This is a genomic window from Alteribacter populi (assembly GCF_002352765.1).
Classification (GTDB): domain Bacteria; phylum Bacillota; class Bacilli; order Bacillales; family Salisediminibacteriaceae; genus Alteribacter; species Alteribacter populi.
The window spans coordinates 120,171-145,606 of the sequence record NZ_KZ293963.1 but is presented as its reverse complement, the minus strand read 5'-3'; the positions used below and the strand labels follow the sequence as shown (position 1 = coordinate 145,606).

Here is a 25,436-nt window from a genome sequence, read left to right as displayed (position 1 = left end):
ATTCCTAAACGACAAGAAAAGGCCCCCGAAACCGGAGGCCTTTACATAGTGTATTCCTTATCGATCATAAGCTACGAATTGATTTTCATCTGCATTATCTTGAATCTCTTCTGCATAGTTACTTTTGGCATCACCATTGTCATCAAGGTAGTCTTCTAACCCACCTATTCCACGGTGATATGCTGTGAGTGCATGATCCCAGTCACCATATTCACTATATAAATATTCGAGATATACTACAGAAAGGTGGATTGAATAAAATGGATCAAACAATCGTTCATCTTCATAAGGCAATTCGGCCATATCAGCGATCCATGGCCCTGTATTTTTCATAAACTGCGCCAAACCATAAGCATGTCCGTATTGTGTTTGTGGCCCTACGGTTTTAGGATCAAAGGTTCCACCTGTCTCAACGTAAAGAAGTTCATAGACTAAGAATGGGTCAATGTCTCTTTTTTCCGCTTCTATCGCAAGAAATGTTCCCCACTCTTCTTTAAGTTTACCATCGCTTTCATCATTTAGATACTTTCCAACTTGAGTTGCCTGCTGCCATTCATCGTATCCCGGTACTGTGTAATCATCGGGTAGATGATCAATATCATTTTTCATTTGCTCAATTTCAGCATTCAACTTTTGCTGCTTTTTTTGTTCCTCTTGTTGTTTTTCGAGTTCTGCTTCTATCTCTCTCATTTCTTGAGCATGCTCATTCATTTGTTTATTCTGAATACCAAGGATAACTGAAGTTCCCGCTAATAAGACAAATCCAGTAATGATCATAAACGTCCATTTATTTCGCAAGATTGTCCCTCCTTAGTGAACAATTCACATCTATTGTACACAGATAAATATGATACCTAAGTTCGACATATTTCGCAAATGTTCTACATCCGTTTGCATACTATCTCACTCAACCTCTTCACCTTAAATCATATACGCTCCTTTATGCTTAGTTTTAATCTATTTTTCTCTCTTTTCCTTTACTTCTTCCATCATCACCACTCACATACGTGATTACAAAGCACTCAAAAGAGTATTTATTTATTTCTGTAACAAAGACCATATTTTTCCTCATCTACAATATTAAAAGCCCGCTATGAATTCATAGCGGGGGAGCAGGATACCGTTGCTATTATCCAGCCTTAGCTAGCGTTCCTTTGCAATTGATCGAGCAAACTTGAATACGATTCCCTGCTTTGGGGAAAAGAAAAAAGCTAAACAGAACAAGGCTGAGGCTACTAATACAATCGACGCTCCTGATGAAACGTCATAAATGACAGAATAAAACAGTCCAGCAACTGCCGAGATTACACCAAAGAGAGCAGATAATCCAAGCATTACCGGGAAACGATCTGTCAGTAGGTAGGCTGTTGCTCCTGGAGTAATTAACATTGCTACTACAAGGATAATTCCTACCGTTTGTAACGACGCGACCGTTACAAGAGATAGTAAAAGCATTAACATGTAATGAATAAATTGCACTGGAAGACCGGTAGCCTTTGCCATCGTTTCATCAAAGGTACTCAATAATAATGGGCGGTAAAAAATCAACACTGCCATCAGAACAAAGATACCAATTCCAAAGGTGATCCAAAGATCTGTTCTGGAAACGGCCAAAACATTACCAAATAAGATGTGCCAGAGATCGACACTCGATCCGCGCATAGCAGTGATAAGTACAACCCCTAAAGCAAACATCGCTGTAAACATAATACCGATCGCTGAATCTTCTTTAATTCTACTGTTCTGCGAGATATAGCCAATGGCAAGTGCCGTAATAACACCTGTAATGACTGCGCCTATAAAGAAATTGACACCAACCATATAAGCAATAACTACACCAGGGAGAACTGCATGGGAAATCGCATCCCCCATTAATGCCATCCCGCGTAAAATAATGTAACAGCCAATAACACCACAAATAATTCCGACTAAAACGGCGGCAAGCAATGCATTTTGTAAGTATGGATAGCGTACCAATTGGTCAATAAAACTTAAAATTTGTTCAATCATTGACTCACCACCACAAAACCCTCTTTGTTATCATTTAAGACAGCAGCACTGCCTTGATAAGCTTTCTTTAACGATTCCGCTGTGTATACCTCTTTTACTGTACCTGCTTGAATTAATTCCTGGTTTAATAATATTAATTGATCAAAATATTTCTCTACTTTGCTTAAATCATGGTGTACAACGAAGATCGTTTTTCCTTCGTCCCTTAGTTGATGTAGCAATCGAACGATAATTTCTTCTGATTTCATATCAATTCCTACAAACGGTTCATCAAGAAAGAAAACTTCTGCGTCTTGTGCTAGCGCCCTAGCAATAAAAACACGCTGCTGCTGTCCACCGGAAAGTTCACCGATTTGACGTTTTGCAAATTCGATCATCCCGACTTTTTCCAAAGCTTCCATAGCCATTTTCCGGTCGTTTTTAGAGCTTCGTCTATACCACCTGATGTGTGCATAGCGTCCCATCATGACCACATCTTCAACACGTACTGGAAAATCCCAGTCAATAACGTTTCTTTGAGGTACGTAAGAAATTTGTTTACGGTACGTTTTAATGGACTGTCCAAAAAGGCTTACTTCACCTTTACACCGCTCCAGTCCTAAGATGGCTTTTATAAGCGTTGACTTCCCCGCCCCATTTGGTCCGATCACGCCAATTAACTGTCCTTTACCTATTGAGAAGTTAATATCTTTGAGTGCAAGGTTACCATGGTAGTGTACCGACAATTCACGAACATCAATGGTATCTCCAGTTGTCATGAAAATTACCTCCCTTAACGTTTGTAGTTCTTCTTTTAGGCTGTAGTAATATATGTCATTGCACCATATTTTGTGTCTCACACCGAAAAAGTTGTATATAAATTAAAAAGTTGCACTGAGTAAACTTTTAGTATTACATTCAATTATAAAGTCAGTGAAGGAATTTTTCAATCATGAATATTTTAATTTTAATAAAAGCAACAAGTTTACAATAACAGCCAAAGAAAGATTTCATTGTCGACTTTTCTTCCAATAATATACTAAAAGCCCGGCTTCTTCAGCCGGGCTTATGTCATCACATCATTATATTCAGGTTGTTCATTTTCACGATAGAGCGGCATACGAATCATAATTTTTGTCCCCATCCCTACTTCACTTTCAATGGTAAAACTACCCATATGCTCTTCCACAATACGTTTACAAAGAGGAATACCGATACCTGTACCCTTATCCTTTGTTGTAAAGAATGGTTTTTCGATTTCCTTAAGAACGTGCTCTGGAACACCAGGTCCAAAATCTTCGAGAATGATAACATACTCGTCAGCTTCGCATGTTGTAAGCATCGTAAATTTTCGGCACTCCTGAATATTTTCATAGGCTTCAATGCTGTTTCGCAATACATTGAGCATTACTTGACGGATCATTTGATCATTTACATATAAATAGCGACGTGAGTCTTTAATCGCAAAGGAAAAATCAATGTCATGAAGCAAGCATTCAGAGCGAAAAATCATAAGCATGGACTCCAGCAAATCAGAAGGAAGAACCTTTTTCTTATCAATCTTTTTCCGTGACATGGAAAGAAAGTCCTCAATAATCAAATTCATACGATCAATTTCTGATGATATTGTTTCATAATATTTATTCAAACTATTGGACAACTTTGAGAGCTGAATAAACCCTTTAATAACAGATAATGGGTTTCTCAACTCATGTGCCACACCTGCAGCAATTTGGGAGACGCTTTCCATTTGCTGTTTATATGTAAGCAATTGTTCAAAACGATGCTCTATAGTCTCATCCTTAATATACACACAAAGTACGGTAGGAGACATGAGATAACCGTATAACGTCAACCGAATATCCTCTTTTTCATAAACGATGGAAGCAAGCTTATTTTTCTCATTTACAATATCACTTAGCTTTCGGATTGTTCGATGAAAGGAGTGCTTTTCATTTAATATTGAACTCGATGTGTTTAATGGCTCATTCATTATTTCCAATAAATCTTTAAAAAGGGTGTTATGGTAACGTATTCTTCTTTCAGTATCCAATGCAAAACAAGGAATTGGAGTATTCGAAAACATCGCTTTTAGTTGTTCTTCCTCATCTTTTACCTTTTTCCCCTTTAATAAGAAGCCTTCTGATAGTGATACTCCACTAAAATTAATCGTAATGGGTTCAAGATTGAGCATAAATTGAAATGTTTCAGACCTTGATTCTTTACCTTTCGACAATAAGTACAGAAAAGACTGAAAACGATCTGCCTCATGAGACTGAAAATGATCATAAAACCCCCGATCATCTACCAGGTTTTTCATGTTCTTTGGCAGCTTGGAAAAAACAAGCATATAGTTTGAATCAAATACGAGCAGCCATTCTGAGGACAGTTCTACGATTGTTTCCATCAATTCTTCATTTTCAATCAGCGTTTGACAATCCATTATTGGAATTTTCCCCCATTCCATATGGTATGTTCGTTTTTACCCCTTTTATCAAAGTATACTATAAAATGGTAACAATTTCTTCTATAAATCCACAAAATTTTTAACATAAAACTATTTCAATGTTTAGAAAAACCGCATAGCGGTCTTTTGTTAAAGCTGTTTCCGATTATTTCTTTTAATGATTATCCCCTTTGCTCAGAATTATGAAGGCATCAGACATGTTTACTATTTCACTTTTAATTATGGCTCTTTGCTTTTAATCTTCGCAGCTGAAATAAACTGCGACATCACCTACCGCTTCGGAAATACACTACGCTTTCCGCAGAAAGCGACTGTCCGGAGCGGAAATCAATCTACTTTTATGTCGCAGTTTATATATTTTGTGTCAAGAACAACAATCTTTTAGAAAACAGCCTTAGTTATAAAGGCCCGAAGAGACCACGACACTTCTGAGGAAGTATAATATGCTTCTAATATGAATGATTTCTGAGCTAATGACATACTCATATTTCTTTTTAATAAGATAAGATCTTCGCTCTCGTGGAAACCACCCTGCAGGGTCTTCAGCTGCTCCTGCGGTTCCTCGTCGCAAGAAGACCATTGTTGCTTTTCCCTTGAGACGAGGCAGCGTGAAGCTAGCTGTCCAATTGAAAATTCTTTCAAATAAACACTGACCATTCTTATAAATAGACATACAATAATAAGTATGAACGAAGGAGGGGAAAATCTTTGAATCCGATCATTCAACAAATGGTCAATCAAAAGATCAATCAACTTGACACAAAAGAACTCATTCGTCTGAGTAAGCAGTATCAAATACCTCTTACAGTTAAACAGGCGAACCAAATCATGACTATTTTAAAGAAACGCCCGATTGATGTAGGAAATCAAAAACAAATCATTCAACTCCAAAAAGACTTAAAGAAAGTAGATCCTAGCCTTTATAAGAAAGCAGAAAAACTACTCGAACCTTACAAATCTTATATTAACTGGCCTTCTTAACTTCTACCATGTAAGGTAACTTAGTCAATTAACATGTGTGTTCAAAAAGGAGGACAACCAAAGCCGCGAAGGTCGATGAGCGGTCCTTAGCAGAAAGTCCCTCTAGATCTATGGTTAGTGGACTTTTTGAACATCCGATGGCGCCAGGAGCTAAATGTCACTTCTGCTTTAGAAAGTTATCCACACCGTAACAAAATATAATTACGCTAACAATTACAAAATAAAAGCTGACTCACCATAGGAATAATCCTAATTTGAGTCAGCTTTTCCCATTTTACGAACCGAATATGCGATCTTTTAAATCTTTTTCAAAACGTTTATTTTTGATCATGTCGATTTCAAATTTATATGGGGCTTTTTTATTCTTTTTGTCAGTTCCAACGTATGGTGTCTCCAGAATTTTTGGTACGCTTTCAAACACATCATGGTAGATAACCTTCGATAGAGCATCAAAACCTATATGGCCGAATCCAATATTCTCATGACGGTCTTTTCCTGCTCCACGCTCATTTTTACTGTCGTTTACGTGGAGAACCTTCAAACGATCCAGGCCAACGATCCGGTCAAACTCATCGAGAACCCCGTCCAAATCGTTTACAATATCATATCCTGCGTCATGTACGTGACACGTATCAAAGCAGACGGATAATTTCTCATTATGATTAACACCATCGATAATCTTTGCAAGTTCGTCAAAGCTGCGGCCGCATTCTGACCCTTTCCCAGCCATTGTTTCCAAAGCAATTTGAACATCTTGATCTGGATCAAGAACTTCATTTAATCCCTCGATAATTTTTTCAATTCCTTTATCTGCCCCAGCGCCAACATGGGCACCTGGATGCAATACAATTTGTTTTGCGCCAATAGCTTCAGTACGATCAATTTCATTCTTTAAAAAGCGGACACCGAGTTCAAAAGTCTCTTTCTTTTGCGTATTCCCGATATTAATAATATACGGAGCGTGAACAACAATATTGTTAATATTATGCTCTTTCATATGAGCCATGCCTGCCTCAATATTTAACTCTTCAATCGGTTTCCGGCGTGTGTTTTGCGGAGCTCCAGTGTAAATCATAAACGTTGTTGCCCCATAGGTAGCTGCTTCTTCACTTGAAGCAAGTAGCATTTTTTTTCCACTCATTGATACATGTGAACCTAATAACATCTCGAACATCCTCTCCACCATATCTATCTTTAAGGTTCTATTTTAGCGACCGCGATTATTTTTTTTATTTTGCAAGCGACGCTGACGTTTTTGTTCTTGTTCCATTTGGATTTTTGCTTTTTTCTTATAACCCGGTTTTACTTTTTTCGGTTTTGGCGTTTTTATTAATACCTCATTAGAAGGTTCTGATTTTTTCTTTGTGCGTTTTCTGCGCATTTTTTGTTCAAGGTCAATCCAATCCCCTTTGCTAATGTCTTTATAAACAAAAGAAATACCTTGATTCTCTAATTTTTCTACTGATTGCTGATCTTTACGATTCATAATCGTAGCTGCAATTCCGTCCCATCCAGCTCGGGCTGTCCGACCTACTCGGTGGACGTAGTACTCTAATTCTTTCGGGATACCCACATTAATGATATGACTGATCCCTTTCACGTCAATCCCTCTCGCTACAAGGTCAGATGCAACCAAATATTGAACCTCAGCACTTTTTAGTTTTTTCATCACCTTTTTACGATCTCGTGGGGAAATACCACCGTGAAGCTTTTCCACGTGTAATCCTTCAGCAACGAATGCATCATATACTTCATCAACGTCTTCCTTGGTGTTTGCGAATACCACAGCTAAAAACGGATTAAATGCTTTTGCTATTTGGACAGCAAGGTGATTTTTATCCCGGTCACGATCTGGGATAAGCCAATGTTCAATTTTTGCAGGCGACGTTAGTTTCGGCTCCACTTTAACATGCTTTGGATTCTTCATGTATTTTCGTAGAAACGGCTGAAGCTTTTCGGGAATTGTCGCTGAAAAAACAAGCATTTGTAGCGGATCTCCCATTCTTCCAGCCACTCTATCTACATCTTCTAAAAAGCCCATATCAAGCATTTGATCAGCTTCATCGACTACAAACATCTCTGTACGGTGTACATCAAGAGCACCCTCTTTAACCATGTCATAAATACGACCTGGTGTCCCAACAACAATATGAGGCTGATTTTTCAGTTTTTCCAGCATACGCAATCGGTCGGTTCCACCTACGACAAGCTTACTAGAGATCGTATTATTATCTTTAGTGAGAAGTTTTCCAAGCTCATCAAAAAGCTGTTGTGCAAGTTCTCTTGTTGGTGCGGTAATGACAGCTTGTACTTCTTTTCGTTCAGGGTCAATGCGATCAACTAATGGAAGCAAAAATGCTAAAGTTTTTCCAGTTCCAGTCTGAGACTGACCGATTACGTCAGATCCATTTCGAATAGCTGGAATTAACCGCTCTTGTATTTCCATCGGCTTTTTAATTTGCTGCTCAATTAAAGCCTCAATGAGACAAGGCTTTAATTGAAAACGTTCAAAATTATGTTTCATCTATCTTTTCCTACTTTCTATAAATGACCTCTTTTTATCTGAAACACACGTCTATTTGTGTGTACTCAAGCATACACTAATAATACATTTTACCATGGACAAGGGGCACTATGCTAGGAACGTGAGGAAAAGATTGAATTATCATCCATCCGCCCATACCTTTCGTTTGTTTATGCATATAACTACTAGGAGAAGACATTGCAGAAAGGATGGTAGGCATGTTCGGTCCACGCCCTTTACCACCGGCTGTAAATAGTAGTCCATTTTCATCTTTCATGGGAGGTCCTGGCCCCGGGCCTGGGGCATTTCCAGGTCCGGGGCCGTCGGGTCCATTCGGTGGATCAATACTTGGTGCCCCGCAACAGGCAGCAATGAGACAAGGAGGAGGTTTGCTTACCCGTTTATTTGGCAGGGGAAGCTCCGCTGCAAGTTCTTTCGGTAGTGCCGGTAGTTCTGCAGCAGGGGCAGGAGCAGGAACGGGTCCTCTTGCCTCTTTAACAAGCGCAGGTGGTGGCGGCCTTAACTCAGTATTGGGATTAGTACAAAATGCACAAAAAGCTGTTCAAGTAGTGCAAACAGTTGGCCCCATGGTTCAACAATACGGTCCTTTAGTCAAATCTCTGCCCCAGCTTATGTCAATTATGAGTTCAAATGATGATGACAATAAGGATTCAGAAGACGAGTCCACAGATGTAGCTACACCTGAAAACGAAGAAGATGTTATCGAGGTGAATAAACAAAATTCTTCACGAAAAGTTAGAAAAAGAAAGAAGAAAAGACAACCGCCCGCACAAAAAACGATCCAGACCCATAACAAAGTCCAACCGACAATAAAGCGCGCACCAAAAGCTCAAAGACCTTCTACAGAAACCGAAACAAAGCTACCAGCACCAAAACTTTATGTTTAATATTTTTCAGTCTTTCACAAGAAGGCTGATTTTTCTTTCTTTTAATTTATATATTGACGAAATCTGTTCTTCATAGTAAAATTTTTATTTTATATCTTTTTGTGGTAAAATAGCAGTATAATTTTAATGGAGGAATGCATATGTTTAAAATCGGTGATCACGTTGTATATCCTTATCATGGGGCCGGTACAATTAAAGACATGGAAGAAAAAGATATCCTCGGAGAAAAAATAAATTATTTTGTTGTTTTCTTTCCTTTAAATCATGTCACGTTAATGCTACCTGAAAATCGCGTTAAAGAATCCGGTTTAAGAAAAGTCATTCAGACAAAACAAGTAGAAGATCTCGCTTCTGCACTTAAGCCATCTGATTCCAACACCTCCAAGAAAGAAGCTGCACGCCCTTACTCAAAAGAAAATGAAACCCTCTTAAAAACCGGTTGTATTATGGATGCCGCCAGTGTTATTGCGAACTTAACCTCTAAGGAAGGTGAGCGTACAAACGGGCTACATATGGAAGACCGTAAAAACATGGATCGGGCTAAGCAATTCATCGTAAGTGAATTGATGCTCGTAAATGAAATGTCTGAAGAAGAAGCCTACGATTTTATTTCAAAAAATTCGCAAGGTGCTTAACATTATCTTAATAAATCTGGATGTACTGAAAATATTCTTTTCAGTACATCTTTTATTTTACCCCCAAACCATAAAGTCCTGACGGTTTCGCTTTTTACTGTTCTCCTTTATAATAGGAGTGGTACTTTCCCTCTATTCAATTGGAATGACAATACCTATTTTTTGAACATCCATTATTGCGATAAGTATAGTCCAAGGAGGAATTAAAATGGACGTTTTAAAAATCTCGCCTCGTGGCTATTGTTACGGAGTCGTTGATGCCATGGTATTAGCGAGACAGGCAGCAGAAAATCTCGAATTGCCGCGACCAATCTATATTTTAGGAATGATCGTTCACAATAAACATGTAACGGACGCTTTTTCAGAAGAAGGAATTATAACTCTAGATGGCCCAAACCGCCTCGATATTCTAGAAAAAGTTACTAAAGGTACTGTAATCTTTACCGCTCACGGTGTTTCACCAGAAGTTAGAAACCTTGCGAAAGAAAAAGGGCTGACTACTGTAGATGCAACATGTCCAGATGTAACTCGGACCCATGACCTGATTAAAGAAAAAAATGAAGAAGGCTATCACGTCATCTATGTTGGAAAGAAAGGTCATCCCGAACCAGAGGGCGCCATTGGTGTAGCCCCTGAAATTGTCCATCTTGTGGAATCTGAATCCGATGTTACAGACTTGGAAATTGATGCTGAAAAAATCATGATTACAAACCAAACAACAATGAGTCAGTGGGATGTTTCAAATATTATTAATCAAGCTCTAACGAAATACCCCCATGCTGAAGTTCATAACGAAATTTGCATGGCAACTCAAGTCCGTCAGGAAGCCGTAGCAGAACAAGCTAAAGAATCTGATTTATTACTCGTTGTAGGAGATCCTAAAAGTAACAATTCAAATCGTTTAGCACAAGTATCCAAACAAATTGCCGGTACACCTGCTTACCGAATTGCTAACGTAAACGAGATCGACTTAAATTGGCTAAAAGGGATTAAGAAAGTGGCGGTTACAGCAGGAGCCAGTACGCCAACTCCAATTACGAAAGAAGTCATTAAGTTTTTGGAACAATTCGATGAAGATGATCCAGAAACATGGAGCACAATCAGCCAAGTTAAAATCACAAAAATTCTTCCAAAAGTAAAGAAAAAGAAAGAACAAAAAGCTTAATATTCTTTAAGACAGCTGGACAACGAGCTGTCTTTTTTTAATAGGTTAGTTTCTGCCCAAGTTTTTTAAGTATCGAGGATGTTTCCCCTTGAGACGAGCGGCGTGAAGGTAGCTGTACTCTGTAAAAACAACCCCAACACTTAGGGGTTGAGGTTGTTTTTTTCCTATATAAATTGAAACGGATCGGTATTTACTTCAGAAGATACTACTTCTGTAGCGTACTTCTTTCCTGCTAAAAATTCTTCCAAAAATCGTTGAACGCCTTCCTTCATTATCTTTTCTACATTATGTCCCGGGTCTACCATCATTAACCCTTCCATCATGGCATCGTGAGCGACGTGGTAATAAAGATCACCTGTGACAAATACATCCGCCCCCTTGAATAATGCGGTGTTTACGTATTTGTTCCCGTCACCACCTAAAACAGCAACCTTTTTCACAGGTCTCTTTAAATCGCCAACAACTCGGACGCCCTTTACGTCAAATACTCCCTTAACATGAGCTGAGAATGCTTTTAAAGACATCTCTTCCTTAAGGTGGCCGATTCTCCCTAACCCGAGCTTCTCGCCAGACATCGCCATCTCATATAAATCATAAGCCACTTCCTCATACGGATGAGCATCTACCATCGCTCGAATGACTCGTTTTTCGATAGATGCTGGAAAAACAGATTCGATTTTCACCTCATCGACATACTCCATTTTTCCTTGTTTCCCGATAAACGGGTCAGTTCCTTCTTCAGGTTTGAAAGTACCTATACCCTTTGTGTTAAAAGTACAATGACTATAGTTGCCGATAAAACCTGCGCCAGCTTTCCCTAACGCATCACGCACTTGATCAGCTTCTGCTTCCGGAACAAAAACGACTACTTTTTTCAGCGGGTCTTCAGTAGTTTCTACGAGTACTTCTGTTTGTTGTATTCCCAGAGCCTCAGCCATTAAGTCATTAACTCCCCCAGGTGCGACGTCCAAATTTGTATGAGCTGCGTAAACAGCGATATCGTTCTTAATTAGCTTCTCAACGGTTCGACCATAAACATGGTCGGTACGGAGCTCCTTTATCGGTTTAAAGATGATCGGATGATGAGCGATGATCAAGTCTACACCGCTTTCAATCGCTTCGTCTACAACCGGCTCGATAACATCAAGAGCCACCATCACTTTCTTGACGGGTTTGTTCAACGTTCCAATTTGTAAACCAACTTTATCCCCTTCTACAGCATAAGACTTTGGTGAAAATGCTTCGAATGCCTGAATAATCGCTTGAGCGTTTGCAAGTTTCATCGTAACTCCTCCTCTAGCCAATTCATTAATTGCGTCATTTCCTTCCGTTTTTCAATCAATTTAGGTGTCTGATCAGCTATTTTAAGCTGATCATTGACTTTCCTCAATTGTTCCAATTCCTTTGTCCATTTCTTTTTAAACACGTCATCTTTCTGTTTCAATAAATACGGTCCAAGCCAAAGAGCCTTTTCTACATTTTGGTTTAAGTAGGCTGCATGTCCATCTCCTCGTTCAGCGACGAGAATTTCATAAACGTGGTCATCTTCCTCGAGAATTTTTTCTGCTATCAGAGTCCATTCATTTTCTATTAACCACTTTCGAATATGGTCGGCTGCAATATTCGGCTGTAAAATGAGCCGCTTCACCTTACTGTTCAGATATTGTTGTCCTTCATTTAAGATACGGGCAATGAGCGGCCCCCCCATTCCTGCGACCGTAATCGTATCCACATGTTCTCCTACCAATACTTCCAAGCCGTTCCCGAGCTTTGCTTTAATTGATGTTTCGAGACCTCGCAAGCGAATGTTACGCTCCGCTGAGCGTAAAGGTCCTTCATTCACTTCACCCGCAATTGCAAAGGTAGCCAGGCCATTCTCTATAGCAAAGCAAGGAAGTTTTGCATGATCCGAACCGATATCGGCAAGGCGAGATTCCTCTAGTATAAAGTCGGTTACCATCGTTAATCGTTTAGATAATTCCTGTCGTTTCATATTGTTCACCTTATTTTCAGCTTTTGATGATCTTATTTTTCTTGAAATAGAGAAAAAGAAGGAACATAGGTGTCCTTCTTTTCATTTTGCTTATTCAATTTCACTTAAAATATACTCGGCTACAGCATCAGCTTCTTCTCCGCTATCTACTAAGCCGTCAGGCATTGTTCCAGGACCTTCTTCAATTGCAACGGTAATCTCATCTGCAGAATAACCTTCGAGACCAGGTCCAGCACCACCGCCAAAGTCACCGCCGTGACAAGATAAACAGTTTTGCTCGTACAAATGCTCACCAAGAGCAATTGGATCATCGAACTCCTCTTCAACTTCTCCATTTTCACCGTCTTCACCTTCTTGAGCAATTTCGGCTTGTTGGAAGTTTCCGACGAAAGATAACACAATCATTAATCCAATTCCTAAAATTGCCGTAAGTACGAATGGAAAAAGGGGTTTTCCTCTCATGTGTATGTACCTCCTTTAAGTGTCCATCAAGAATCTGTTGCTAAGTTCACATCGAACCCCTAGCATAGCTTAACATAGCTATTGTATATTTTACTCTAAAAACGATTAAGAGAAAAGAGAAAACGTCAAGAATTGTCTCTAATTGAGTAATTCTGTTACAATTCTGCGAACTTTAAGACGTTTTTTGATTATTTTTAAAGACCGACGTCATCGTTTTCGGGTCATCTGTAATAATACTGTTCACATTTAGCCGATGGCATTTTAACGCATCTTTTACACGGTTGACGGTATATACACGCACCGGGATCCCGTGTTTTGCCCAACTTGCGTAAAAATGCATCGCTTGATAAGAATGACGAATATGAATCGCATGTGCTTGTAGTACATTGGCATAGCGAATGCCACGAAATAACGGTGTTTTCGTAAGTAAAGCCCTCTCAAACCCTTCTGTTGATCCTTGTGCCATATATTTAAGAAGGGGATGATAAAAAGTAGAAATAACTGTCCGCTGTTCCATGCCTTCCTTTGTAAGCAAGTTTAACGCCTTATCCAGTAAAGGACGGTACTCTTTAGGAGGTTTCTTCACTTCCAAATGTAAAGTCAAATCCTGATTTTTAAACCAATCTACTACCTCTTCAAGACAAGGAATTTTTTCACCCCTAAAAGCTTCTCCAAACCAGCCTCCAGCATCCAATTCTCTAAGCTCGTTATACGTAAAAGATCGCAGCCATCCTCTTCCATTTGTTGTACGGTCGACTTTTTCATCATGGAAAATTACAGGAACACCGTCCCGTGTCCATTGTACATCAAGCTCGATTCCAGAAATACTGTAGGAGGCTGCTGACATAAAGGCTGCCATCGTATTCTCCGGTGTGTAGGCCTTGTTGCCACGATGAGCGATTACTTCCATATGTTGTCGCCTCTCTTTCAGTGTGGCTTTTTAAGAACAATTTTAGTACACGTTATTTGCGAACTGAATGAACTTAATAAATTCACCTTAAAAGTTTTCCATTTTCCCATTGTGCAAATTACAGTATGTTCACGAAAGCATTAGAAATTAAGCCATTTTATCGACTCGTATGCTTAGGTGAAATTGATTATTCCTGTTAATATTATTCCCATACCACCGGCAACTACAAGGTAATAATATCGTAATTTCCATCCGAAAACAATCCAAATCAAACACGTCCCTAAAATAGCAAAAACGAGGGCGCCCTGGTTTTCAGGAAACCACCTACCTGCTAAGGAGAGAAATGAAAAAAATAACAAAATAGCTGCGCAACTTACATAGAGAGTCACCATAGGCAGCTTTTTGCGCGCAGTATAAACCGCCCCGGCAATTAAGAATAAGAGCATACTATTCACGAAGACGATTTGCATTACCGATAAAAACTGAGTAAAATAAATGACAAGAAATGTTAACGCAATCATGGCAAGCAAAGCAAATACAAAAGATAATGGTTTTAGAAAACTTAATCGTTCCTTAGGATTTTCAGCATCTTCTTCGTAAAGACGTTGCAAAAATAAACAATACGTATCCGGCAGCAATCGATTTTTTTGCCAATACTTAATTTCCTGAATAATAATCTCTCGTCTACCGTTCATTTTATCACCTTTTATCAAACAACATAGTCTCTTTATTATATCGATCATGTAAATACTAATTTAAATAGCCGAGAGGAGAAATTATTACTTAATATCCTCTAAGAGCATAAAAGAAGTCTTAGTTGCGCTTATACTTAACTCATTTAGAGAAGTTAACCTTTTATTAAGCACAAAAAAGCCTGACCGGATTTACGTTCCCCGGTCAAGCTTGCAATTGTCTATTCTAAGAAATCTTTCAGGCGCTTACTTCGACTTGGATGACGTAATTTCCGTAAGGCTTTTGCTTCGATTTGACGAATTCGTTCTCTTGTTACTCCAAATACTTTACCGACCTCTTCAAGGGTACGGGTACGTCCATCATCGAGTCCAAACCGTAATCGCAAGACGTTTTCTTCACGATCTGTTAGCGTGTCTAACACATCTTCTAACTGTTCTTTTAGGAGTTCATAAGCAGCGGCATCTGATGGTGCCAAGGCTTCCTGATCTTCAATGAAATCCCCTAGATGGGAATCATCTTCCTCACCAATTGGTGTTTCCAGAGAAACTGGTTCTTGAGCGATCTTTAAGATTTCTCTTACTTTGTCTGGTGTTAGGTCCATCTCTTTGGATACTTCCTCAGGTGTCGGTTCACGACCTAAGTCTTGTAGTAATTGACGCTGAACACGAATCAATTTGTTAATGGTTTCTACCATATGAACCGGAATACGAATCGTTCTTGCCTGATCAGCGATCGCACGAGTAATCGCTTGACGTATCCACCAAGTAGCATACGTACTGAATTTGTACCCCTTGTTATAATCAAACTTTTCAACAGCTTTTATCAAACCCATATTCCCTTCTTGAATAAGGTCCAAAAATAGCATACCTCGCCCAACGTAGCGTTTTGCAATACTGACAACAAGTCGAAGGTTAGCTTCTGCTAAGCGACGTTTTGCTTCTTCGTCTCCGTCCTCAATACGTTTTGCGAGACTAATTTCTTCTTGGGCGGATAAAAGCGGGACACGACCAATTTCTTTTAAATACATACGGACCGGATCATTGATTTTAATTCCCGGAGGAACACTTAAATCGTTCAAGTCGAATTCATCCTCTTTTTCGACTTGCTGTAAGCTTGGTACACTTACACCTTCATTATCATTCATGATCTCGACGCCTTGTTCACCGAGATACTCGAAAAACTCATCCATTTGTTCGGAATCCTGGTCAAACGCTGCCAGTCGTTCAGTGATCTCGGCATAAGTGAGTACACCTCTTTTTTTTCCGAGTTCCACTAACTGTTCCTTCACCTGATCGATGGTTAGATCGCCTTCCGCCATTGGGCGTATAGGTTTCTCAGCCATGCGATCCCTCCTTCCATTGGTTCACGACAACTTCCTTAGGTTGATCAAGCCATATTGTTTTTAAGCTGTTGTTCCATCTGAATAATTTCCATGCTTATCTGTGCTGCCTTTTGATAATCTTTTGCGTCTTCAGCTTCTTTTCTCTCTTGCTTTCTTCTCTCTATTTCCAACCTCTTCGGATAGTTGAGAATTTGTTTTGTATAATCGCTCAGTTCCTGCTCAGACAATTCATGGTTGATTGTCATCATCGCAAGTTCGCTAGTCATGCTTTTCAGTCTGTCGTCATCAAGTTTTTCCACAAAATGACTTAGACTCGGCTCATATCCTTCAGCATAAAAACTGTAAAGATGAGCAGCAATAGCATGATAGTCATCTATATTAAAGGATGCACCAATTTTCTCCTGCACCCTTAGGGCTACATCAGAATCCTGTAGCATATGGGCCAACAAAAAGCGTTCCGCGTTGGCATATGCGGGTAACAATCGTTTACCGGATTGCACCGAAAATGATTTCCGTTCCGTTTCTATCGGCTTCTGGTCTTTCCCTTCTTTTCGCTTTCGAGACTTATAAATTTGGATAAGTTCCTGCTTTAAAGCATCCAGGGATAATGAAAACTCTTCAGCAAGCTGCCGAATATAATGGTCTCGCTCTACGGCACGAGAAAGTTTGCTAATCTCATGAAGGATTTTTTCGACATATTCCATGCGATTTCCTTCATCTTGGAGATTTAAGCCTTTCCTGAAAAAGCGGAATTTAAACCCCATATACGTCAAACTACCGCCGATCACCTCGTCAATAAAGCGATCTTCTCCTTTTTCACGAATGTAATCATCAGGGTCTAAGCCTTCCTCTAATTTAGCGATACGAACAGTCATCCCAGCCTTTTCGAGCACCTCTGCATTTTTAAACGTTGCATTTTGACCGGCATCGTCAGAGTCATAACAAAGAATAATACGATCTGCATTGCGCCTCAGCATTTTTGTTTGCCGATCAGTAAGAGCTGTACCCATGGTGGCAATCCCATTATCTATTCCCGCCTTGTAGGCAGAAATAACATCGGCATAGCCTTCAAACAGAACAGCTTCGTTCTTTTTTCGGATCGCTGGCCGTGCGCGCTTAAATGCATAAAGTATTTGACTTTTATTGAACAAGGTAGACTCCGGGCTATTTAAATACTTAGGGTGACCATCACCTAACACACGTCCACTAAAGCCAATGACTTTCCCATCCTTATCCCAAATCGGAAACATCAGCCGATCCCGAAAGCGGTCGAATGGCTTGCCGTCAAATTCTCTTTTTGCTAAGAGGCCTGCCTCGATCATTTCTTCCATGTTATATTCCCTTTTTTCTAAGAAGTTCGTCAAGAAATGCCAGGATTCCGGAGCATACCCAAGTTGAAATGTTTTTATAGCCTCTTCATCAAAGCCCCGTTTTTCTAAGTATAGTTTTGCTTGTTCACCCTCTGTAGTTTGTAGTAATACGTGCTGGAAGAGCTTCACAGCGAGTTCATGAGCTTGAACCCAGTATCGATTGCGTTTCTGTTCTTTTGAGCTTTCGTTGTTCTTTCCTGCTAATTCAGGAAGATTGATCCCTGCTCTTTTACCAAGCTTTTCAACGGACTCAATAAAACTGATTCCCTCTGTTTCCATTACGAATGAAAATACGTTTCCTCCAACCCCACAACCAAAGCAATGGTATAGCTGTTTATCAGGAGATACTGAAAAAGAAGGTGTTTTTTCCCCATGAAAAGGACAAAGGCCAGACATGTTGCGACCTTGCTTTTTCAGTTGAACATAGTCGCTAATCACATCAACAATGTCACTGGCTTTACGTATTTCTTCTATTTTCTCTTCTGGTACTCGTACACTCATTGGGGTTCACCACCGCCCTTTTTCCAGGTTGTTCAAAAGATCCAAGAAAATAGCTGTCAGGCCGTATGAATGGCGTTGGAAACAGCCAGCGTTTCGCAACCAAATCGACTCGATCTTCTTTATCTTCCTTTTTGAACTTCTATTTATGATAAAGGGATGGCTACTATAGTTTCGCCTTATTCGTCAATTATCCTGCTAACTTGACAAAATTTTTTCTAATTGGCAAAGAAAATGATTACGGTCCTCTTTCGTCATCTTTTTAGGACCTTTTGTTTTCTTACCTGCTCTCCGTAGTTTTCCTTGATCATGACGAATGGATAGTAATGTGTTAATGTACAGATCTGTGACCACTTTCCCTCTTGGTGTAAGTACCTTGACCCCCTTTGCAATGAGTAATCCCGCGAGACCATGATCTTGAGTTACGACCACATCTCCTTTTTGTACACGCTCCACAATGGCCATATCTGCCGCTTCTTTTTCTTGGTCCACTGTGATTTTTTGAACATGTGATGGGAATGTCTTATTGGTTTCGTGAGCATATGAGCTTACTAACAATACTGGGAGATGATACCGGCCACATAAAGCAATCGTTTCATCTCGAACCGGACAGGCATCTCCATCAATAATAACGGTGGTAGAGTATTCTGACATAATTCTTTATTCTACATCTCCTGTTCGATTCCTTCTTTTCTTAGCTTTTTTCCATCTCACACTTACTATCTTTACCAAAAAACAAAGAAAAAGTCTTGACATTTTAAATTTATTTGTTCTGAGGCTTAATATACCTGCCACAAAAGATAAATCACAATTTTTCATTATATAGGAACAGCTCATTTTTCGCTAGCATTTTGACCTAACATTTTCAGAATATAGCTATAAAATGTCACAGGTACATTTAGTACGAGACATAAGCACTTTTGAGTGTATGAGTGCAGGAATATTTCAGCCCACTTTCCTATCTTATTTAGAAAAGAAAAAGTACAGAACCATTTGTTTTCTGTACTCTTTCAAAATTTTATTTTAAGAGGAGGCTCAAATAGCCTGGGAAAAAATTCGGTTCTTTTAGCCCTCTTTTTATAAGCGTTTAACTGTTGTTCTTACGATAAATGTTGTAAATGAGATTGGCGGTTTCCTCTACAGCTTTATTAGAAACGTCAATGACCTGACAACCAATTCTATCCATCATTTTTTCTGAAAAATCCAGCTCTTCTTTGATTCTTTTTAAGGTTGCATAATTTGCTTCCTCTTTAAGGCCCAGGCTTTTTAAGCGTTCTGAACGGATACTGTTTAATTTTTCTGGGCTTATTTTTAATCCGATTACTTTTTCTTTATCAAGTTCGAATAACTCTTCAGGAGGCTCCACTTCAGGTACTAATGGAACGTTTGCTACCTTTAACCGTTTGTGGGCCAAGTATTGCGAGAGGGGCGTTTTAGACGTTCGCGAAACGCCAATTAATACCACATCTGCCCGCTTAACTCCACGAGGATCTCTACCATCATCATATTTAACGGCAAATTCAATGGCTTCTACTTTTCTGAAGTAATCTTCATCTAGTGTGTGAATTAATCCCGGTTGTAAACGAGGATCCTGTCCCGTCTTTTTCCTGAGTAATTCCATCATTGGAGAAATAATGTCATGCGTGTCAATTCCCGCTTGTTTGGCTTTTTTAAGTAAATATTCTTTTAGCTCAGGGATCACGAGGGTAAAAGCAATGATGCCGTCATTTTCTTTCGCTTGAGCGATCACTTCATCAACAGTTCCTTCGTCCTCTACGTAAGGAACCCTGCGAATATCGACACCTGCATGGTTAAATTGACTTGCTGATGCTTTTACAACAAGCTCAGCCGTTTCACCCACTGAATCTGAGACGACATATATGACTGGACGTTTGTTCATAAGTCGTTGCCGACCTCCTCTTTCCAACTATTGATTCTTTAAGAGATTGTTCAAAAAAGTCCGCTAAAAAGAGCTGTCGTATCTCTTCGTTGCAACACAGAAAGTTAAACTTTCTGTCTCTTCCTCTGCAAGTGAAGCTGCGAAAAATATCCTCGAGACAACTCGTAGTGATGACAACGGTGTCTTGCTCGTCGCTACGGTGCTCGAAGACTTCACCACCTCGTCCTACTCGGCTCTCTTTTTATGGTCCTATTTGAACACACACTATTACACAATTTTATTGTTTGCGATATCTACAAAGACTTTTGTGATATTGGTTTTCGTCAACCTGCCTACCACTTCCATCTTTGCTTCACCATCAACCTCAGTATTATTAATAACAGGCATGCCATCAATTTGTTTGCTAATTAGTGTTTGCGCCACGTCTAGCAACAGGTCAGTCGGTTGGCAAGTCGTAATATTTGGCATTCGAGTCATAATAATGCTTACAGGGATCGATTCAAGATCTTGTTTTCCCATACTCGCTCTGAGTAAATCTTTTCTGGACAATACGCCAGCAAGGTAGGAAGATCCATTAACTACAAATAAAGTCCCTACATCTTCTAAAAACATCGTACAGATCGCATCATACACTGATGCAGATTCACTAACTACGACCGGGATTGATTGATAGTCTTTAACTGTTAGTTTTCCTACTTTTTCTGTCAGAAGCTGAGCCCCTGTTTTTCCTGTGTAAAAATAACCTACTCGAGGTCTTGCATCCAAAAATCCGGCCATCGTTAAAATAGCGAGGTCAGGTCGCAAAGTGGCCCTAGTCAAAGAGAGCTTCTCTGCGATCTGCTCACCGGTTATCGGTCCACGATCCTTTACGATTTCAACTATTTGTTCTTGTCGTTTATTAAGCTCGATTGTTCTCACCGCCTCATCTCAGACAGCTTTCGTCAAAGTGTTATTTCCATTTTCTCTATTGTACACTGAACCTGATTACTCTGAATGAAAAACGATCGCTTGGAAGTCTGCAAAGGATAAAATGAGATTAGATAAACTTTTCATTTGTGCCAGGCGATTCTGTTTTACAGCCTCGTCATCGGCCATGACCATAATACGGTCAAAGTATTGGTGAATGGCTGGCTCTAATGTTTTCAGTGTTTCAAACTCCGCTTTTATATCCCCATCTTTTCTTGCGCGATCAACCTGACTTTTAACCTCTGCCACTTTACTGTACAATTCTTTTTCCTCGGCTTGCTTCAATAACGCTTCGTCTACCAAAGGCATATCTTCTGCTGCTTTTTTTGAAATGTTCGTTACACGGCTGAACGCTTCGACGACTTCTTTAAAAGAAGGATAAGCCGACTGATCAGTCAAAAATTGCGCTTTTTCTACAAGAAGATCGATACGTTCAATACCAATTGTCATAACTGCATCAATCATATCATAACGAACGTTATGATCCTGAAGAAGATTTTTGACTCTTAGTTTTGTAAACTCAACTAAGTCAGCCTTCACATCCAAACGCTCTCGCTTTAATAATCCTCTATGCTCTGATAACTCGAGAACTTCATCAAACAAAACAGGCAACGCAACATCCCATTTTTGGTCTAGTAATATAGAAACAACACCTGCTGTTAAGCGTCGTAATCCATGAGGGTCCTGAGACCCTGTCGGAATAGCTCCTATTCCAAAACTAGTGACTACTGTATCCAGTTTATCCGCCACACTAACGACTGCTGCAATATTAGTAGTTGGCAAGTCGTCTTTACTATGGCGTGGTAAGTAATGCTCACGGATCGCGCTTGCAATGTCGTGCTCTTCTCCTGCTTTTTGTGCGTATTCCTGACCCATACGCCCTTCAAGTTCAGGAAACTCATCGACCATATGAGTGACTAAATCAAACTTACTCAAGTGAGCCGCCCGTTCAACTTTTTGCATGTCTTTAGAATTAAATTTCAAATGACATGCAATACGACTAGACAATTCTTTAATTCTCCGTACTTTATCACCAATAGAACCGAGTTCCTCATGATAAACAACATTTTCTAAACGCTTTGCAGCATCATCAATATTCGTTTTCAAATCTTCTTTATAGAAAAATTCAGCATCAGCCAGACGAGCGTGCAATACTTTCTCATTTCCTTTTTGTACGTTTTCCAAATGACGATGATCCCCATTTCGTACCGTTATGAAAAATGGAAGTAACTCACCGTCATGACTTTTTACCGGGAAGTACCGCTGATGTTCTTTCATCGATGTGATAAGTACATCATCGGGTACGTGAAGAAACGAGTCATCAAATGCTCCGGAAAGCACTGTCGGGTATTCAACTAAGTTGTTCACTTCTTCAAGAAGACCTTCGTCAATCGGTACAACCCAACTTTCAGATTCAGCGAGTTGAGCAATTTGTTTTCGAACCGCTTCTTTTCGTTCTACTGGTTCGGCTAACACGTGTTCTTTGAGCAACACCAGACTGTAATCGTCTGCGTTATCGATAACAGCTGTACCTCCCAAAAAACGATGTCCTGTTGTCACATTTGAAGATTGTACACCTGCGATGGTCAAATCAACAATTTCATTCCCGAATAAAGCCACAATCCATTTGATCGGTCTTACATAACGCAACTGTCCTGTTCCCCAGCGCATATTTTTCGGGAACGTCAGATTTGTCCCTAAAGCTGCCATCTCACCTAATAGCTGAATCGTCGCCTTTCCTTCAATAAACTTATTTGCAAAAACATATTCTTCTCCATTTACTTCTTTAATATATAGGTTTTCTAAATCAACACCTTGACCTCGGGCAAACCCTTGAGCCGCTTTGGACCATTCACCAGAATCATCATAGGCAATTTTTTTTGAAGGTCCTTTTGCTTCTTCGCTACGGTCCTCTTGTTTTTCTGCCAATCCTTCGACAGTAATAGCAAGGCGACGAGGAGTAGAATAAACATGGGTTGCTTCATAGGAGAGACGATTTTCTTTAAGCCATGAGGAGACCTTTTCTTCAAGTTGATTCATAGCATCTGTTACAAATCTTGCCGGCATTTCTTCAAGTCCGATTTCTAATAAAAAGGTACGTTTACTCATCGTTTCCATCCTCCTTTACCTTCAACAAAGGAAATCCTAATCGTTCTCGCTCATCGTAATAACGTTTAGCGCATTTGCGAGCCAAATTACGAATGCGGCCAATATAACCTGTCCGCTCTGTCACAGAAACCGCTCCTTGAGCATCAAGCATATTAAACGCATGAGAGCATTTTAGAACATAATCATAGGCTGGAATCACCAAACCATCCTCAAGAGCACGATTTCCCTCTTGTTCATAGGTGGAAAAAAGCGTAAACCACATATTTGCATCCGCAGATTCAAATGCGTATTTTGATTGCTCAAATTCATTTTGTAAAAATACATCTCCATACGTGAATCCATTTACCCACTCTAAGTCATACACGTTTTCCTTATCTTGGATATAAGAGGCAAGGCGCTCTAATCCGTATGTGATTTCAACAGAAACTGGGCTCGCTTCCAAACCACCTACTTGTTGGAAGTACGTAAACTGAGTAATTTCCATTCCATCAAGCCAAACTTCCCATCCCAATCCCCAAGCAGCAAGTGCGGGGTGTTCCCAGTTGTCCTCTACAAAACGGATGTCGTGTTCTTCAGGGTTGATTCCTAATTCTTCTAAGCTGTCTAAATACAACTCTTGAATGTTATCAGGAGATGGTTTCATAATGACTTGAAACTGATGGTGCTGGTAAAGTCGGTTTGGATTTTCTCCATACCGGCCATCTGCTGGCCTGCGGGATGGCTCTACGTAAGCTACATTCCAAGGTTCAGGCCCGATGCTTTTTAAAAACGTCATAGGGTTCATCGTTCCCGCACCTTTTTCTACATCATAAGCTTGCACAATTAGGCAATTTTGTTTTGCCCAAAAATTCTGTAACGTTAAAATCATATCTTGAACGTTCATAACTTCCCTCCACCTTCTATTTTTATCTGTGTATTTCGTTCAGTTCGTCTATGTAGCATGATTAGGCGGATAAGAACAGCGCAAGGCGCCTTTACCCGACGACATGCAAATGTTCTGTCCGGTAAAAAGTGCTTTTTACTTTTAATCAGGCAGGTTTTTTGAAACGAGACGATGGCGCCTGGAGCTAGACATCGACTCGTGGATTTTTATACTTTCTTAACTCTGAACCAAAAAACTCCCGCCTCTATGCCTTTACCAAGACATAGGGACGAGAGGTACCCGCGGTTCCACCCTAATTGCTGCCATACAGCAGCCTCTTTCACAGTTTTTAATGCTCAGGAACGCCTTCCTTGATGTCTGTATTCCTAGCTTCCACTATCCTAGGTTCGCTTCCATCCAAACGGACTCATACAGAGGTAACAAGTACTCCTTTCCTTCAGTGCATTCACAGATATGTAGTTAATTCAAATCTTACTTAAAAAGAGACCCAGTGTCAACTTTCATTACTTAAACTTTTCCATTTGATCTAAAAAACGTTTCGATTTTAACCTCAGTCCGGAATATTCGTCGTAGTAAAGACTCAAAACATGTTTAAGCTCTTGTTTTGTCGACTCTTTTACTTGAATGTTCCCAATACGGTGCACATCCAAATAATGAAACAGGCGCAATAGCTTTAATGTCCCAAGAGATACGTTTAGTCTGTATGGGTCAATTTCAAAACAACGGTCACATAGACTCCCTGCCTCTTTAAGAGAAAATGCAAAGCGCCCTTCTTTTCGTCCACAGTTAACACATGCATCCAAAAATGGCGTTATTCCGGCAACCTGGAGCATTTTCGTCTCATAAACACGAACGAGGACTTCACTATCTTCGCCCTCATTGATACGTTGAAGAATTTGGTAAAGCATTTCAAACAAGAAAGGATTTCGGTGCCGGTCTTCAGTTAGCTTGTCGATCATTTCCACCATATAAGCACCGTAAGCCGTTAACATCAAGTCACTGCGAATATGCCTAAAGGAGTCGCTCACGTCAGCTTGGTTTAACGTACCAATCCCTTGGGATTGGTGATAAATAAAGGTTCCATAAATAAAAAGCTGGGCACTGGAGGCAAACCTGCTTTTTGGCCGTTTTGCTCCTCTTGCCATCAGTGCCAGCTTGCCGTGTTCTCTAGTAAATAACGTCACTATCTTATTGGTTTCGCCGTAATCGTTTGTACGAATGACAATTCCTTCTGCTTTTTGAAGCATTTCTCATTCACCACTCAATTCGGAAGAAGAACAGTAAAACCATATTCTTCGCCCTCATTTTAACCGGTGAAAAAGATAACAATTCTAAGTCACGTGGCTCTTGATTCTGGATCGCTAATGAATTGGTGGTTGAAACTCCTGTGATTTCTCTTCATCATCTTCATGAGGGACGGAGTCGGATTCTTCCATTTCTTTAAACAACAAGTATGAATCAATATTGCCTGTTACTGAGAAAACCCTCCAAGAAAATTCTTTCATTTTGGTTCCACCCTTTCAAACAGACTGTTTTTATTTGATTCTATTTAAGTATAGAATGACCCTGAACTCACCATTTCATGTCAGAAAAAAAATGCCAATCTGTAAAGATCCAACTTAAGAAAAGTATCTTTTCCAA

At 39.8% G+C, this 25,436-nt stretch carries 24 protein-coding genes; 4 read left to right on the top strand and 20 right to left on the bottom strand.

Annotated elements, in window-relative coordinates; genetic code table 11:
- Nucleotides 1-57: 57 nt before the first annotated feature.
- The 4 genes from CDZ94_RS00690 to CDZ94_RS00675 all read right to left on the bottom strand — a co-directional run bounded on the left by CDZ94_RS00690 (nt 58) and on the right by CDZ94_RS00675 (nt 4,432).
- Nucleotides 58-798, bottom strand: a complete 741-nt coding sequence (locus tag CDZ94_RS00690) for a lytic transglycosylase domain-containing protein (RefSeq protein ID WP_245415691.1) — start codon at nt 796-798, stop codon at nt 58-60.
- Between the two features lie 345 nt (nt 799-1,143).
- Nucleotides 1,144-2,010 carry a metal ABC transporter permease gene (locus CDZ94_RS00685; RefSeq protein ID WP_096434633.1) on the bottom strand — a complete coding sequence of 289 codons (867 nt, stop codon included), beginning with the start codon at nt 2,008-2,010 and terminating at the stop codon, nt 1,144-1,146.
- On the bottom strand, nt 2,007-2,768 hold the full coding sequence (locus tag CDZ94_RS00680; RefSeq protein ID WP_096434632.1) for a metal ABC transporter ATP-binding protein: 762 nt from the start codon (nt 2,766-2,768) through the stop codon (nt 2,007-2,009). Before CDZ94_RS00680 ends, CDZ94_RS00685 begins: the two co-directional genes overlap by 4 nt.
- A 287-nt stretch (nt 2,769-3,055) precedes the next feature.
- The gene (locus CDZ94_RS00675; protein ID WP_198546690.1) at nt 3,056-4,432 is read right to left on the bottom strand and encodes a sensor histidine kinase; all 1,377 of its coding nucleotides are present in this window, start codon (nt 4,430-4,432) and stop codon (nt 3,056-3,058) included.
- Nucleotides 4,433-5,164: 732 nt separating this feature from the next.
- Here CDZ94_RS00675 and CDZ94_RS00670 point away from each other — a divergent pair.
- Nucleotides 5,165-5,437, top strand: coding sequence for a DUF2624 family protein (locus CDZ94_RS00670; protein ID WP_096434630.1), 273 nt, complete (start codon nt 5,165-5,167; stop codon nt 5,435-5,437).
- A gap of 274 nt (nt 5,438-5,711) precedes the next feature.
- Here the strand turns inward: CDZ94_RS00670 and CDZ94_RS00665 are convergent, their stop codons facing one another.
- Together CDZ94_RS00665 and CDZ94_RS00660 are read right to left on the bottom strand one after the other, a co-directional pair.
- The gene (locus CDZ94_RS00665; RefSeq protein ID WP_096440477.1) at nt 5,712-6,602 is read right to left on the bottom strand and encodes a deoxyribonuclease IV; all 891 of its coding nucleotides are present in this window, start codon (nt 6,600-6,602) and stop codon (nt 5,712-5,714) included.
- A 42-nt stretch (nt 6,603-6,644) separates the two neighbouring features.
- Nucleotides 6,645-7,961 (bottom strand): DEAD/DEAH box helicase, encoded by a 1,317-nt coding sequence (locus CDZ94_RS00660; protein ID WP_096434629.1) that lies wholly within the window; start codon nt 7,959-7,961, stop codon nt 6,645-6,647.
- A 218-nt stretch (nt 7,962-8,179) separates the two neighbouring features.
- On the opposite strand from CDZ94_RS00660, the gene vrrA reads away from it, so the two are divergent.
- The 3 genes from vrrA to CDZ94_RS00645 all read left to right on the top strand — a co-directional run bounded on the left by vrrA (nt 8,180) and on the right by CDZ94_RS00645 (nt 10,669).
- Entirely contained in the window at nt 8,180-8,869 is a 690-nt protein-coding gene (gene vrrA, locus CDZ94_RS00655; protein ID WP_157812011.1) for a VrrA/YqfQ family protein, read from the top strand.
- Nucleotides 8,870-9,009: 140 nt separating this feature from the next.
- The gene (locus CDZ94_RS00650; protein WP_096434627.1) at nt 9,010-9,504 is read left to right on the top strand and encodes a CarD family transcriptional regulator; all 495 of its coding nucleotides are present in this window, start codon (nt 9,010-9,012) and stop codon (nt 9,502-9,504) included.
- Between the two features lie 208 nt (nt 9,505-9,712).
- Nucleotides 9,713-10,669, top strand: coding sequence for a 4-hydroxy-3-methylbut-2-enyl diphosphate reductase (locus tag CDZ94_RS00645; RefSeq protein WP_096434626.1), 957 nt, complete (start codon nt 9,713-9,715; stop codon nt 10,667-10,669).
- Nucleotides 10,670-10,833: 164 nt separating this feature from the next.
- On the opposite strand, the gene CDZ94_RS00640 is transcribed toward CDZ94_RS00645, so the two are convergent.
- The 14 genes from CDZ94_RS00640 to CDZ94_RS00575 all read right to left on the bottom strand — a co-directional run bounded on the left by CDZ94_RS00640 (nt 10,834) and on the right by CDZ94_RS00575 (nt 25,300).
- Entirely contained in the window at nt 10,834-11,952 is a 1,119-nt protein-coding gene (locus CDZ94_RS00640) for a Nif3-like dinuclear metal center hexameric protein (protein WP_096434625.1), read from the bottom strand.
- Nucleotides 11,949-12,662, bottom strand: a complete 714-nt coding sequence (locus CDZ94_RS00635) for a tRNA (adenine(22)-N(1))-methyltransferase (RefSeq protein ID WP_096434624.1) — start codon at nt 12,660-12,662, stop codon at nt 11,949-11,951. The genes CDZ94_RS00640 and CDZ94_RS00635 overlap by 4 nt, the downstream gene beginning before the upstream one ends.
- Nucleotides 12,663-12,752: 90 nt before the next feature.
- Nucleotides 12,753-13,124 carry a c-type cytochrome gene (locus tag CDZ94_RS00630; protein WP_096434623.1) on the bottom strand — a complete coding sequence of 124 codons (372 nt, stop codon included), beginning with the start codon at nt 13,122-13,124 and terminating at the stop codon, nt 12,753-12,755.
- Between the two features lie 172 nt (nt 13,125-13,296).
- Nucleotides 13,297-14,034 (bottom strand): glycerophosphodiester phosphodiesterase family protein, encoded by a 738-nt coding sequence (locus tag CDZ94_RS00625; RefSeq protein WP_096434622.1) that lies wholly within the window; start codon nt 14,032-14,034, stop codon nt 13,297-13,299.
- A 173-nt stretch (nt 14,035-14,207) separates the two neighbouring features.
- On the bottom strand, nt 14,208-14,729 hold the full coding sequence (locus CDZ94_RS00620) for a hypothetical protein (RefSeq protein WP_157911684.1): 522 nt from the start codon (nt 14,727-14,729) through the stop codon (nt 14,208-14,210).
- 218 nt (nt 14,730-14,947) lie between these two features.
- Nucleotides 14,948-16,069 carry an RNA polymerase sigma factor RpoD gene (gene rpoD / locus CDZ94_RS00615; protein ID WP_096434620.1) on the bottom strand — a complete coding sequence of 374 codons (1,122 nt, stop codon included), beginning with the start codon at nt 16,067-16,069 and terminating at the stop codon, nt 14,948-14,950.
- Nucleotides 16,070-16,113: 44 nt separating this feature from the next.
- The gene (dnaG, locus tag CDZ94_RS00610) at nt 16,114-17,940 is read right to left on the bottom strand and encodes a DNA primase (protein WP_096434619.1); all 1,827 of its coding nucleotides are present in this window, start codon (nt 17,938-17,940) and stop codon (nt 16,114-16,116) included.
- Between the two features lie 195 nt (nt 17,941-18,135).
- Entirely contained in the window at nt 18,136-18,591 is a 456-nt protein-coding gene (locus CDZ94_RS00605; protein ID WP_096434618.1) for a YaiI/YqxD family protein, read from the bottom strand.
- A 433-nt stretch (nt 18,592-19,024) separates the two neighbouring features.
- Nucleotides 19,025-19,837 carry a pyruvate, water dikinase regulatory protein gene (locus CDZ94_RS00600; RefSeq protein ID WP_096434617.1) on the bottom strand — a complete coding sequence of 271 codons (813 nt, stop codon included), beginning with the start codon at nt 19,835-19,837 and terminating at the stop codon, nt 19,025-19,027.
- Between the two features lie 267 nt (nt 19,838-20,104).
- On the bottom strand, nt 20,105-20,755 hold the full coding sequence (ccpN, locus tag CDZ94_RS00595) for a transcriptional regulator CcpN (protein WP_096434616.1): 651 nt from the start codon (nt 20,753-20,755) through the stop codon (nt 20,105-20,107).
- Nucleotides 20,756-20,821: 66 nt separating this feature from the next.
- On the bottom strand, nt 20,822-22,912 hold the full coding sequence (gene glyS, locus CDZ94_RS00590) for a glycine--tRNA ligase subunit beta (RefSeq protein WP_096434615.1): 2,091 nt from the start codon (nt 22,910-22,912) through the stop codon (nt 20,822-20,824).
- On the bottom strand, nt 22,905-23,795 hold the full coding sequence (gene glyQ, locus CDZ94_RS00585) for a glycine--tRNA ligase subunit alpha (protein WP_096434614.1): 891 nt from the start codon (nt 23,793-23,795) through the stop codon (nt 22,905-22,907). The genes glyS and glyQ overlap by 8 nt, the downstream gene beginning before the upstream one ends.
- A 503-nt stretch (nt 23,796-24,298) precedes the next feature.
- Nucleotides 24,299-25,042: a DNA repair protein RecO gene (recO, locus tag CDZ94_RS00580; RefSeq protein ID WP_096434613.1), complete on the bottom strand. Its 744-nt coding sequence runs from the start codon at nt 25,040-25,042 to the stop codon at nt 24,299-24,301.
- A gap of 114 nt (nt 25,043-25,156) precedes the next feature.
- Nucleotides 25,157-25,300 carry a YqzL family protein gene (locus CDZ94_RS00575; RefSeq protein WP_096434612.1) on the bottom strand — a complete coding sequence of 48 codons (144 nt, stop codon included), beginning with the start codon at nt 25,298-25,300 and terminating at the stop codon, nt 25,157-25,159.
- Nucleotides 25,301-25,436 lie beyond the last annotated feature (136 nt).